At 60.0% G+C, this 12,646-nt stretch carries 9 protein-coding genes; 7 read left to right on the plus strand and 2 right to left on the minus strand.

Features of this window, described 5'->3' with window-relative positions; genetic code table 11:
- The first annotated feature begins 26 nt into the window (after positions 1 to 26).
- The 6 genes from Q7W83_RS02685 to Q7W83_RS02710 all read left to right on the plus strand — a co-directional run bounded on the left by Q7W83_RS02685 (position 27) and on the right by Q7W83_RS02710 (position 10,842).
- Positions 27 to 2,330, plus strand: a complete 2,304-nt coding sequence (locus Q7W83_RS02685) for a YgiQ family radical SAM protein (protein WP_473655793.1) — start codon at positions 27 to 29, stop codon at positions 2,328 to 2,330.
- Positions 2,331 to 2,544: 214 nt separating this feature from the next.
- Positions 2,545 to 3,465, plus strand: coding sequence for an NAD synthetase (locus tag Q7W83_RS02690; protein WP_150632423.1), 921 nt, complete (start codon positions 2,545 to 2,547; stop codon positions 3,463 to 3,465).
- Entirely contained in the window at positions 3,462 to 3,911 is a 450-nt protein-coding gene (locus tag Q7W83_RS02695) for a hypothetical protein (protein WP_150639575.1), read from the plus strand. Before Q7W83_RS02690 ends, Q7W83_RS02695 begins: the two co-directional genes overlap by 4 nt.
- 190 nt (positions 3,912 to 4,101) lie before the next feature.
- Complete coding sequence (locus Q7W83_RS02700; RefSeq protein ID WP_150654538.1) at positions 4,102 to 7,377, plus strand: transglutaminase family protein; 3,276 nt, start codon at positions 4,102 to 4,104, stop codon at positions 7,375 to 7,377.
- 88 nt (positions 7,378 to 7,465) lie between these two features.
- Positions 7,466 to 9,952, plus strand: a complete 2,487-nt coding sequence (locus Q7W83_RS02705) for a circularly permuted type 2 ATP-grasp protein (RefSeq protein WP_473655637.1) — start codon at positions 7,466 to 7,468, stop codon at positions 9,950 to 9,952.
- Positions 9,952 to 10,842, plus strand: a complete 891-nt coding sequence (locus Q7W83_RS02710) for a transglutaminase family protein (RefSeq protein WP_150639577.1) — start codon at positions 9,952 to 9,954, stop codon at positions 10,840 to 10,842. Before Q7W83_RS02705 ends, Q7W83_RS02710 begins: the two co-directional genes overlap by 1 nt.
- A gap of 144 nt (positions 10,843 to 10,986) precedes the next feature.
- Here Q7W83_RS02710 and Q7W83_RS02715 read toward each other — a convergent pair whose 3' ends face one another.
- Both Q7W83_RS02715 and Q7W83_RS02720 read right to left on the minus strand, forming a co-directional pair.
- Positions 10,987 to 11,178 (minus strand): hypothetical protein, encoded by a 192-nt coding sequence (locus tag Q7W83_RS02715; RefSeq protein WP_110660080.1) that lies wholly within the window; start codon positions 11,176 to 11,178, stop codon positions 10,987 to 10,989.
- Positions 11,179 to 11,246: 68 nt separating this feature from the next.
- Positions 11,247 to 11,834, minus strand: a complete 588-nt coding sequence (locus tag Q7W83_RS02720) for an LOG family protein (RefSeq protein WP_150639578.1) — start codon at positions 11,832 to 11,834, stop codon at positions 11,247 to 11,249.
- A gap of 343 nt (positions 11,835 to 12,177) precedes the next feature.
- On the opposite strand from Q7W83_RS02720, the gene azu reads away from it, so the two are divergent.
- Positions 12,178 to 12,624: an azurin gene (azu, locus tag Q7W83_RS02725; protein ID WP_150632429.1), complete on the plus strand. Its 447-nt coding sequence runs from the start codon at positions 12,178 to 12,180 to the stop codon at positions 12,622 to 12,624.
- The last annotated feature ends 22 nt before the right edge of the window (positions 12,625 to 12,646 follow it).

Here is a 12,646-nt window from a genome sequence, read left to right on the forward strand (position 1 = left end):
TTTTCATCTCAACACCGGTCATCGTCATGCAAACAGCCAAGCCGTTATTTGATTATCCCAAGTACTGGGCCGAATGTTTCGGTCCGGCGCCATTCCTGCCGATGAGCAGGGAGGAGATGGATCAGCTTGGCTGGGATTCCTGCGACATCATCATCGTCACCGGTGATGCCTACGTTGACCACCCGTCGTTCGGCATGGCGATCATCGGCCGGCTGCTGGAGTCGCAAGGCTTCCGCGTCGGGATCATTGCCCAACCGAACTGGCAGTCCAAAGACGATTTCATGAAGCTCGGCGAGCCGAACCTGTTTTTCGGCGTCGCGGCCGGCAACATGGATTCGATGATCAACCGCTACACCGCCGACAAAAAAATCCGTTCCGATGACGCCTACACCCCCGGTGGCATGGCGGGTAAGCGTCCGGACCGCGCGAGCCTGGTGTACAGCCAGCGCTGCAAGGAAGCCTACAAGAATGTGCCGATCGTACTTGGCGGCATCGAAGCTTCCCTGCGCCGCATCGCCCATTACGACTACTGGCAGGACCGGGTACGCAACTCGATCCTGATCGACGCCTGTGCCGATATCCTGCTCTACGGCAACGCCGAGCGTGCGATCGTCGAAGTCGCTCAGCGCCTGTCTTACGGTCACAAGATCGAAGACATTACCGACGTGCGCGGCACTGCGTTCATCCGCCGCGATACGCCGAAAGACTGGTACGAAGTCGACTCCACGCGCATCGACCGTCCGGGCAAGGTCGACAAGATTATCAACCCGTACGTCAACACCCAGGACACCCAGGCCTGCGCCATCGAGCAGGAAAAGGGCCCGGTTGAAGACCCGAGCGAAGCCAAAGTCGTGCAGATTCTGGCCAGCCCGAAAATGACCCGCGACAAGACGGTGATTCGTCTGCCGTCGGTCGAGAAAGTCCGTGGCGATGCGGTGCTCTACGCACACGCCAACCGCGTGTTGCACCTCGAAACCAACCCGGGCAACGCCCGCGCGCTGGTGCAGAAGCATGGCGAAGTCGACGTCTGGTTCAACCCGCCGCCGATTCCGATGACCACCGATGAAATGGACTACGTGTTCGGCATGCCTTACGCCCGTGTCCCGCATCCGGCGTACGGCAAGGAAAAAATCCCTGCCTACGACATGATCCGCTTCTCGGTGAACATCATGCGTGGCTGCTTCGGCGGCTGCACCTTCTGCTCGATCACCGAGCACGAAGGCCGGATCATCCAGAACCGTTCCGAAGAGTCGATCATTCGCGAAATCGAAGAGATCCGCGACAAGGTCCCAGGCTTCACCGGCGTCATTTCCGACCTCGGCGGCCCGACCGCGAACATGTACCGCATCGCCTGCAAGACCTCGGAAATCGAATCCGCGTGCCGCAAGCCATCGTGCGTGTTCCCTGGCATCTGCCCGAACCTGAACACCGATCACTCGTCGCTGATCCAGCTATATCGCAGCGCCCGTGCGTTGCCGGGCGTGAAGAAGATTTTGATCGCTTCCGGCCTGCGTTACGACCTCGCGGTCGAGTCGCCGGAATACGTCAAGGAGCTGGTGACCCACCACGTCGGTGGTTACCTGAAGATCGCCCCGGAACACACCGAGGAAGGTCCGCTCAACCAGATGATGAAACCGGGCATCGGCAGCTATGACAAGTTCAAGCGCATGTTCGAGAAGTACACCAAGGAAGCCGGGAAAGAGCAGTACCTGATTCCGTACTTCATCGCCGCTCACCCGGGCACCACCGACGAAGACATGATGAACCTGGCCCTGTGGCTCAAGGGCAATGGCTTCCGTGCCGATCAGGTGCAGGCGTTCTACCCGTCGCCGATGGCCACCGCCACCGCGATGTACCACTCGGGCAAGAACCCGTTGCGCAAGGTGACTTACAAGAGCGACAGCGTGACCATCGTCAAGAGCGAAGAGCAGCGTCGTCTGCACAAGGCGTTCTTGCGTTATCACGACCCGAAAGGCTGGCCGATGTTGCGTGAAGCGCTGACCCGCATGGGCCGCGCCGACCTGATCGGGCCGGGCAAGGACCAATTGATCCCGCTGCATCAGCCGGCAACCGACAGCTACCAGAGCGCCCGTCGCAAGAACTCGACGCCAGCCGGTAGCCATAAAGTCGCGGGTGAGAAGACCACCAAGATCCTGACCCAGCACACTGGTTTGCCACCGCGCGCCAGCGATGGCGGCAATCCGTGGGACAAGCGTGAGCAGGCCAAGGCAGCGGCATTCGCCCGCAACCAGCAGGCAGCCAAGGAGCGCAAGGATGCGGCCAAAGGCAAGGGACCCAAGCCTGCGCGCAAGCCGGTTGTGCCGCGTTAATCTGCGCGCCCTATCGCAAAACGCCAGCCTTAGTGCTGGCGTTTTGTTTTCTAGCGAGTGTGCGGTCCGTTTGCTAAGGTGATGCTCGCTTAAATGGCTCGCCGGGATAATTGATTTCCCTGTACAACGCCACAGCCTGAGGGAGCCGGGTTCGCCTGCGTTGAAGGCGGTACAGGCAATAAAGATCTCACCCCGATTTTCAAGGACGATTCACATGAGCAACCCCTTACCGGGTATCGGCATGGACTTCAGCCCCTCCCAGTTCATGGCCCGTCAACGCATCGACAGCCAGATCAACCTGCCACGCCTGTTCGCCGCCATCGACGCCGATCCCGGAATCGTCGGCGCGGGCGTGGTGTACATCGACGCCGAATTCAACGTAGTGACCCTGCGCGAGTTCAAACCGATATGCAGTATCAGGCCCAAGCGAATCATTTTGCGCGAGGCGCAGAAGTACATTGCGCCTGCTCAATTCGCCCAGCAGGTGCGGGACAATCCGCGCGAATCGCGCCTGGTTGGTGAGGCAGTCAACACCAGCTTATCGTGCGTGGGTGCAGTGATCGGCTGGATCGTAGTGCTCAGTGGCTCCGTGGCTATTCCGTTTTCGGCAGGGGCAAGTACGGTGGTCGCTGCGCTCGGTTATACCGCTGCGGCTGCCAGCTCAGTACAGTGTTTCGCCAGCGGCTATCGGACCCGCAATGAGATCGTCAACCCTGCCCGTAACGATGAACTCGACAGCGAAGAGTGGTACCGGTACACCATGATTGCGCTGGATGCTGCGTCCCTGGTCGGGGTAGGCGCATCCACGCTGACAACGCTCAAACTGGTCAGGATGAATAAGGCCACGACCGGGAAAAGTGTCAGGGAAGTGCTCAGGGGGTTGAATCGACAGGAACGTGCCAAACTGACCAAAGAACTATTGAGCATTAACGACCCGCGCTTGACGTCGAAGATGATCAAGTTGAAGCAATTGTCGGGTGAATTGCCCAAGCGTTTCACACCCACCGAGGTCAAGCATGCAACGGTCACTCAGATAAAAGACGCCTTGGGCGCCGCTATCGGTTTTACCGGCAGTGCAATTTCGGGGAATGTCCGCACCATTGCCGTAGGCCTGTACGAGGAGGCTGAGCAATGAATGAGCTGCCCAGCATTCGCAATTTTCTATCGAAGTATTTCCCGGTCTTCATGGGGGCAATATTCGCGTCAATTTTTACCCTGGTCTTTGCGGTGCCTTTATTTTTCGAAAGCTATTTTCGAAACCTTCCGTTGGCTGACAACGCCAAGTACTCTTTTTTCGGGGGGATCGCGCTGACCCTCATCGTCGTGCACTGCAATTTCATGGTCGCACGCGGTCGCCCGCAATGGGTGCGGCCTCTGGTCGTGCTCCTGGCCCTTTGTTTTCTAGGGGTATTGCCCACCATTGCATATGAGGTGCATCCCCTGATTTATGCTGTGACGTTGCTGTTCCCACTGCTGGCGCTATTGCTGCTCAACAGCAAACGTCACCGCGAGATGCGCCAGAAACTGCTTGAAGTACGTCACTTGCGCCAAGCTCTTATTGCAAAGCACAAAGCCCGTTAGTTGGTTAGATTCAGCACCCGCCCCTCACACGTGCGCCACAAATATGTGCAGCCCTCGCACTATAACCGCAGCCACGGCGCCGTTTTGGTGCTGTACTGCACCGGCGTCTGTTGATAAAGCGCAATGACCGCCGCTCTGGCATAAGTCTTGCGCCGCTTTCGATAACGTCCAGGCTCGCAGGAGGCACGCCGTGTCGATTCATGTCGCATTGCACCACGTCACGCATTACCGCTACGACCGCGCCGTTGAGCTCGGTCCGCAGATTGTTCGCCTGCGCCCGGCTGCCCACAGTCGTACGCGGATACTGTCGTATGCGCTGAAAGTCTCACCCGAGCAGCATTTCATTAACTGGCAGCAGGACCCTCAGGGCAATTACCTGGCACGGTTGGTGTTCCCGGAGAAAACCACTGAGCTGCGGATCGAAGTCGATCTGCTGGCGGAAATGGCAGTGTTCAATCCGTTCGACTTCTTCCTCGAACCCTACGCGGAAAAAATCCCGTTCACTTACGCTGCGGATGAGCGCAAGGAACTGGCGCCGTACCTGGAAACCTTGCCCCTTACACCAAAGTTCAAGGCCTATCTGGACGGCATCGACCGCACGCCGCTGCCGAGTGTGGACTTCCTCGTCGCGCTCAATCAGCGCCTGAGCGAAGACATCGGTTACCTGATCCGTATGGAGCCAGGCGTGCAGACGCCCGAGCACACCCTTGAGCACGCCTCCGGTTCCTGCCGCGACTCGGCATGGCTGTTGGTACAACTGCTGCGCAACCTGGGGCTGGCGGCACGTTTTGTCTCCGGCTATCTGATTCAACTCACCGCCGATGTCAAAAGTCTCGACGGCCCTTCTGGCACCGAAGTGGACTTCACTGACCTGCACGCCTGGTGCGAGGTTTATTTGCCCGGTGCGGGCTGGATCGGCCTGGACGCGACGTCAGGGCTGTTCGCCGGTGAAGGACACATTCCGTTGGCGTGTAGTCCCGATCCGGGCTCTGCGGCACCGATCAGTGGCTTGGTGGAACCGTGCGAGTGCGAGTTCACCCACGAAATGTCCGTGGAACGGATTTGGGAGGCGCCGCGCGTCACCAAGCCCTACACCGAAGATCAATGGCTGGCGATCCAGGCGCTGGGCCGGCAGATTGATGCCGACTTGCTGGAAGGTGACGTGCGCCTGACCATGGGCGGCGAGCCGACCTTCGTCTCCATCGACGACCCGGACGGCGCCGAGTGGAACACTGCGGCGCTCGGGCCGGACAAGCGTCGCCTGTCCGCCGAACTGTTCCAGCGCATGCGCAAGCGTTACGCGCCCAAAGGGCTGGTGCATTTCGGTCAGGGCAAGTGGTACCCCGGCGAGCAACTGCCGCGCTGGTCGCTCAATTGCTACTGGCGCCGCGATGGCGTGCCAATCTGGCACAACAGCGCGCTGATTGCCGATGAGCAGGAAGACTACGGCGCCGATGGCGAACTGGCCGGGCGTTTTCTGGCGAGTGTCGCTGAACGCCTGAAAATTCCGACGCGTTTTGTGTTCCCTGCCTACGAAGACAATTTCTATTACCTCTGGCGCGAAGGCACTTTGCCGCAGAACGTCAGCGCCGAAGATTCGCGTCTGGAAGAGCCGCTGGAGCGTGCGCGATTGCGCAAAGTCTTCAGTCAGGGCCTGGATAAAGTGATCGGCCAGGTGCTGCCACTGGCGCGCACGGCAAAGGGCGATCAGTGGCAAAGCGGTCGCTGGTATCTGCGCGACGAGCACTGCCGATTGGTACCGGGGGATTCGCCACTGGGTTATCGCTTGCCACTGGGTTCGCAGCCGTGGGTGAAAGCCGCCGAGTATCCCTTCATCTATCCCAACGACCCCAATCAGGAATTCCCGGCGCTTCCAGACACTCAACAGTTGAACAGCCCCGCAGCTGCAGCCGAGGCGGTCGAGCGCGATCTGAAAGTCGACGAATCCGCCGATTGGCTGACGCGCACTGCGTTCTGCGCCGAGGCACGGGAAGGGCGGTTGTACTTGTTCATGCCACCGCTGGAGCGGGTCGAGGATTACCTGGAACTGGTCACTGCGATCGAGGCCACCGCTCAGGAACTGCATTGCCCGGTGCTGCTGGAAGGCTATGAGCCGCCGAGCGATCCACGCCTGAGCAACTTCCGCATCACCCCGGATCCTGGCGTGATCGAGGTCAACGTACAGCCGTCCGCGACTTGGGATGAGTTGGTCGAGCGCACCGAGTTTCTCTACGAAGAAGCGCGCCAGACTCGGCTGACCACCGAAAAATTCATGATCGACGGCCGGCACACCGGCACCGGTGGCGGTAACCATTTCGTACTGGGCGGCGCGACACCGGCTGACTCACCTTTTCTTCGTCGTCCGGATTTGCTGCGCAGCCTCATCAGTTACTGGCATAACCATCCGTCCTTGTCCTACCTGTTTTCCGGATTGTTCATCGGCCCGACGTCCCAGGCGCCGCGCGTCGACGAAGCCCGCAACGATGCGTTGTACGAGCTGGAAATTGCCTTTGCCCAGATGCCTGAACCTGGCGAGGAATGCGCGCCATGGCTGGTCGACCGGCTGCTGCGCAACCTGCTGATCGACGTGACCGGCAACACGCATCGCGCCGAGTTCTGCATCGACAAACTCTATTCGCCCGACGGCGCGACGGGGCGTCTTGGCTTGCTGGAGCTGCGCGCGTTTGAAATGCCGCCCCATGCGCGCATGAGCCTGGCTCAGCAATTGCTGTTGAGGGCGCTGGTCGCGCGGTTCTGGCGCGAGCCTTACGCGCCGCCGAAACTGGCACGTTGGGGCACTGAGCTGCATGACCGGTTCCTGTTGCCACACTTTATCGAACAGGATTTCGCCGACGTCATCGTGGACCTCAATGCCTCGGGTTATCCGGTGCGGGCCGAGTGGTTCGCGGCGCATCTGGAATTTCGCTTTCCCAAGGTTGGCGATTACGCCGTCAGCGGCATCGAGCTGGAAGTGCGTCAGGCGCTGGAGCCTTGGCATGTGCTGGGTGAAGAGGGCGCGGTTGGCGGCACGGTGCGCTACGTGGATTCGTCCCTGGAGCGCTTGCAAGTGAAGCTCACCGGCCTGGCGCCGCAACGTTATTTGCTGACGTGCAATGGCGTTCCCGTGCCCTTGCAGCCGACCGGGCGGGTTGGCGAATTCGTCGCGGGCGTACGCTTTCGTGCCTGGCAGCCGGCCAACTGCCTGCAACCGACCATTCCCGTCCACGCGCCGTTGGTGTTCGACCTGCTCGACACCTGGATGCAACGTTCGCTGGGGGGCTGTCAGTACCACGTCGCCCATCCGGGCGGGCGCAACTATGACAGCTTGCCGGTGAACGCCAATGAAGCCGAGAGTCGGAGGATGGCGCGTTTCTTCCGCATCGGACACAGCCCAGGGAAACTTCCTATACCGATTCTGGAAATTAACGACGAGCTGCCGATGACTCTCGATTTGCGACGTTTCTAAACCGTACACGACGCTCGGATTTTTCGTATATCCGGGCGTCATGAGCCTGCGTTAGTCTGACCGTTCCTTGCTGTCTGCCGAGCTTTCCATGCCTGATCTGCTTGACCGCTACCCGCTTACGGCGGGCACTTATCACGAACTGCTCGACGACAGTGGCGCCGTGCGCCCCCACTGGCGTCGGTTGTTCGACCAGTTGCAACGCAGCACGCCAGCGCAGCTGGTGCAGCGTCAGGCGCTGCTGACCCGGCAGATCCAGGAAAACGGCTTGACCTACAACGTCTACGCCGACCCCAAGGGCGCGGACCGACCGTGGGAACTGGACCTGCTGCCGCACGTGATCGCCGCTGATGAATGGGAGCAGTTGTCGGCGGGTATTGCCCAACGGGCGCGTCTGCTGAACGCGGTGCTGGCCGATCTGTACGGGCCGCAACGGCTGATCGCCGAAGGTCTTTTGCCTGCCGAGCTGGTATTCGGTCACAACAACTTCCTCTGGCCCTGTCAGGGCATCACGCCGCCCGACGGGGCCTTTTTGCATCTGTATGCCGTGGATCTGGCGCGCACGCCCGACGGTCGCTGGTGGGTCACGGCGGATCGGACTCAGGCACCCTCCGGCGCCGGTTACGCCCTGGAAAACCGCACGATCGTGTCCCGGGCCTTTCCCGAGTTGTACCGCGATTTGAAGGTGCAACACCTGGCCGGGTTCTTCCGCACGCTTCAGGAAACCCTGGCCCGTCAGGCGCCGAGCGACGATGAAGTGCCACTGGTGGTGCTGCTGACGCCGGGGCGTTTCAACGAAAGCTATTTTGAACATTTGTATCTGGCGCGACAGCTTGGTTATCCGTTGGTGGAGGGCGGCGACCTCACCGTGCGCGATGCCACGGTCTACCTGAAAACCTTGAGCGGCCTGCGCCGGGTCCACGCGATCATGCGCCGGCTCGACGACGATTTCTGCGACCCGCTGGAACTGCGCACCGACTCTGCACTCGGTGTGCCGGGCCTGCTCGAAGCCGTGCGACAGGGGCGAGTGCTGGTGGCCAACGCGCTGGGCAGCGGCGTTCTCGAGTCGCCGGGACTGTTGGGCTTCTTGCCGAAGATCAACCAGTTCCTGTTCGGCGAAGAGCTGATCCTGCCCTCTATCGCCACGTGGTGGTGTGGCGAAGCGCCGGTGCTGGCCCAGGCGTTGGAAAAATTGCCGGAATTGCTGATCAAGCCAGCGTTCCCGTCACAGAGCTTCGTGCCGGTGTTTGGCCGTGATTTGAGTGAAAAGCAGCGCCAGAGTCTCTCTGAGCGCATGCAGGCACGCCCCTACGCCTATGTGGCGCAAGAACTGGCGCAATTGTCCCAGGCGCCGATCTGGCAGGCCGAGGGTGGCCAGTTGCAACCCCGGGCCATCGGCATGCGTGTTTATGCGGTGGCGAGTCGCGACGGGTATCGGGTTTTGCCCGGCGGTTTGACCCGGGTGGCCGCAGAGGCCGACGCTGAAGTGGTGTCGATGCAACGCGGCGGCGCGAGCAAGGACACTTGGGTGCTGGGGGATCGGCCTCCGAGCGGTGAACAATGGAAAGCCCAGCGCAACATCGGCGTGCATGATCTGGTGCGGCGCGATCCGTATCTGCCGTCGCGGGTGGTGGAAAACCTGTTCTGGTTCGGCCGTTACTGCGAGCGCTGCGATGACAGTGCGCGATTGCTGCGGATCATGCTGGCGCGCTACGTCGATGGCGATGACCCGCAAGCGCTGGAGGCCGCGGTCGATCTGGGTGAGCGGCTGATATTGCTGCCCGATGAAGGCGAGTTGCCTGAACGGTTGTTGGCGGCACTGCTCGGCGACGATTGGCCGTTCAGCCTGCGTTCCAACCTGCAGCGCTTGCAGTGGGCTGCGTCGCAAGTGCGCGGCAAGCTCTCGCGGGAAAACTGGCAGGCGCTGGTGGAGTTGCAGCGTGAGGCCGTTGAACTGGAAACCGAAGAACCGGATTTCGGCGAGTTGCTGGACTTTCTCAACCGTCTGGTGATGTCGCTGGCGGCGCTGTCGGGTTTTGCGCTGGACGACATGACCCGGGACGAAGGCTGGCGCTTCCTGATGATCGGTCGACGGATCGAACGCCTGCAATTTCTCAGCGGTAGCCTGGCGGCGTTCCTGCGCGGCAGCGGTGCCTTCGATCAGGCCGGACTGGAATGGCTGCTGGAACTGGGCAACAGCAGCATCACCTACCGCTCGCGGTATCTGGCGGTGGCGCAATTGATCCCGGTGCTGGACTTGTTGCTCCTCGACGAGCAGAACCCTCATGCGGTGCTGTTCCAGTTGAAGCTGGTGACCCGTACCCTTAAACGCTTGAACGATGACTTTGGCGTGCCGCGCGAAGCAGGCTTGCCGCTGCTGGTGGAGCGTCTGGCGCGCTTTGATCTGGGGTGTCTGGAGAATTCGCTGTTTGGTGAAGCCAGCGTGCGCGCTGCCATCAATGGCCTGGCTGATCTGCTGCAAGAGATTGCCGACGCGAGCGGGCAGGTGTCGGATCGTTTGGCATTGCGCCATTTCGCCCATGTCGATGATGTCAGCCAGCGTACGGTGTCCGTCTGATGAGCGCCCATTACCAGATTTTTCACGACACCCATTATCACTACGACAGCCCGGTGTCGCTCGCTCAGCAGTTGGCGCACCTGTGGCCGCGTTCTTGCGCCTGGCAGCGTTGTACCCAGCAACGATTGCAGATCAGCCCTGACCCGACGGCACGTCGCGATGAGCTGGACGTCTTCGGCAATCCGCTGACCCGGCTGGCGTTCGAACGGCCTCACGATGAGTTGCTGGTTAATGCCAGCCTTACCGTTGAAGTGTTGGCCCGGCCAACGCTGGATTTCAATCAATCGCCGGCCTGGGAAGATACCCGCAACGCACTGACCTACAGCAGTCAGCCGCTTTCGCCTGACGTGCTCGAAGCGTGCCGCTACCGGTTCGAATCGCCCTATGTGCATTTGAAGCGCAATTTCGTCGAGTTCTCGGAAAGCTGTTTTCCGGCGGGCCGGCCGTTGTTGCTCGGCGTTCAGGCGCTGATGGAAAAAATCTTCAGTGAATTCACTTTCGATGCCGAAGCCACTCAAGTGGCAACTCCACTGGTGGAAGTGCTGGAGCGCCGGCGCGGGGTATGCCAGGACTTCGCTCACCTGATGCTCGCTTGCGTGCGTTCCCGTGGGTTGGCGGCCCGTTACATCAGCGGCTATCTGCTGACTCAGCCACCACCGGGCCAGCCACGGCTGATCGGTGCCGATGCATCGCACGCCTGGGTTTCAGTGTTTTGCCCGGTATTGGGTTGGGTGGATTTCGATCCGACCAACAATGTGCAGCCGGCGCTGGAGCACATCACCTTGGCCTGGGGCCGGGATTTTTCGGATGTTTCGCCGTTGCGTGGGGTCATACTGGGGGGCGGAAATCACGATCCCGAAGTCCGGGTCACCGTGATGCCACTGGAGTAACGCAGATCCCCAGTAGGAGTAAGCGGATGTGCAGTTCTTTCGGGATGGAGGTATTTCAGACTGGTCTGTGAGGGTCAGCAACATCGCTGCTGACCCTGGACACAGATCCGGTGGGCCTGATCAGATCATCGGGCCCTGAGGGTCTCAGGCGTCGGGCGCCTGATCTTTCGGTGCTTCAACATCACTTTCTGCGGCCACTTCACCCTCTGCTTCCGGGTTCAGTGCGGCGGCTTCTTCTTCAGCTGTAGCTTTCTTGCGCTGAAGCTTTTCCTCTTTCTTCTGCTCCTTGGCCAAGTCTCTCTGACGTTTGGCGAAGGAATAATTAGGTTTAGCCATGGGCGATCCTCTGGGGTCGAAGGTGAGGTTGAGCGGCGCATATTCTGCCCTGTATCGGTGCCGAGCCGTTAGCTGGGTTTTTGCTCTGTCCACTTTGGCACTACTGTTGGCTGCCAGGCGTCCAGGGCATCGAGCAGGTTTTGCGGCGATTCGCTCACTTGCAGCATGTCACGGTGTGCTTCACGAACGAAGCCTTCGCCGACGATATGATCAAGAAAACCGGTCAATTTGCTATAGAAGCCGTTCACTTCCAGCAGTCCCAGCGGTTTACCGTGGTAGCCGAGCTGACCCCAGGTCCAGACTTCGAACAGTTCTTCCAGAGTGCCCAGGCCACCGGGCAGAGCGATGAACGCGTCACTGAGCTCGGCCATCCGCGCCTTGCGCGCATGCATGCCGTCGACCACTTCCAGGCGCGTGAGGCCGCTGTGGCCGATTTCCTTGTCCTTGAGGCTTTGCGGGATGATCCCGATCACCTCACCGCCGGCCGCCAGTGCGGCGTCGGCCACAATCCCCATCAACCCGACGGCGCCGCCGCCATAGACCAGGGTCAGCTTGCGCTCGGCCAATGCTCGCCCGAGGGCGACAGCCGCTTCACGATAAGCCGGGTTGGTGCCGGTGCTGGCACCGCAAAATACACAAACGGATGCTAAAGACATGCCTTACTCCATGGTCAGGATGGCCACAGAGTAAAGGCAGAGGCGCGGCGCTCCAAGGTCTAAACTGCGCGTTGGGACGTTTCACAGGTGCCACTGGCGCCACAGGCGTAAGCGGCGAGCAAACTGCACAAAAAGCTGTTGATGGACATGACAGACGCTCCGGATAAGTGATGACGACCTGATGATAGGGCCGACCTAGACGTCTGGCTGGTAGATTGTTTCGATAGGTGTCATAGCTCTAAAGTTGTATACAATTTTTGATTCAGGTCATAGGAACTTGCGAAGTTTTCAGGCAGTCTTCTGTCCATTCGCACTTTTGTTAACCCTGCCTTGGAGATTCACCATGTTTGCCAAACTTGTTGCGGTATCCCTGCTGACACTGGCCAGCAGTCAATTGATGGCTGCCGAGTGCAAGACAACCATCGACTCCACCGACCAAATGTCCTTCAACACCAAGGCCATTGAAATCGACAAAAGCTGCAAAACCTTCACCGTTGAACTGACCCATTCCGGCAGCCTGCCGAAAAATGTGATGGGCCATAACTGGGTGCTGAGCAAAGAAGCTGACATGCAGCCGATTGCCACTGATGGCCTGGCTGCCGGTATCGACAAGAACTACCTGAAGGAAGGTGATGCGCGCATTATCGCTCACACCAAAATCATCGGTGCCAAGGAAACCGATTCGGTGACTTTCGATGTGTCGAAGCTTGATGCTGCCGAGAAATACGGCTTCTTCTGCTCGTTCCCGGGCCACATCTCGATGATGAAAGGCACGGTTACGCTGAAATAAGCGAATCGGGCTCAAAAAAAAA

Source organism: Pseudomonas sp. 300, assembly GCF_055803035.1.

Excerpts from the sequence above, each read along its gene's own strand:
- Q7W83_RS02715 (WP_110660080.1), bottom strand. The coding sequence starts at position 11,178 with ATGGCTAAACCTAATTATTCCTTCGCCAAACGTCAGAGAGACTTGGCC.
- Q7W83_RS02685 (WP_473655793.1), top strand. The coding sequence starts at position 27 with ATGCAAACAGCCAAGCCGTTATTTGATTATCCCAAGTACTGGGCCGAA.
- Q7W83_RS02720 (WP_150639578.1), bottom strand. The coding sequence starts at position 11,834 with ATGTCTTTAGCATCCGTTTGTGTATTTTGCGGTGCCAGCACCGGCACC.
- Q7W83_RS02710 (WP_150639577.1), top strand. The coding sequence starts at position 9,952 with ATGAGCGCCCATTACCAGATTTTTCACGACACCCATTATCACTACGAC.
- Q7W83_RS02690 (WP_150632423.1), top strand. The coding sequence starts at position 2,545 with ATGAGCAACCCCTTACCGGGTATCGGCATGGACTTCAGCCCCTCCCAG.
- Q7W83_RS02695 (WP_150639575.1), top strand. The coding sequence starts at position 3,462 with ATGAATGAGCTGCCCAGCATTCGCAATTTTCTATCGAAGTATTTCCCG.
- Q7W83_RS02705 (WP_473655637.1), top strand. The coding sequence starts at position 7,466 with ATGCCTGATCTGCTTGACCGCTACCCGCTTACGGCGGGCACTTATCAC.
- azu (WP_150632429.1), top strand. The coding sequence starts at position 12,178 with ATGTTTGCCAAACTTGTTGCGGTATCCCTGCTGACACTGGCCAGCAGT.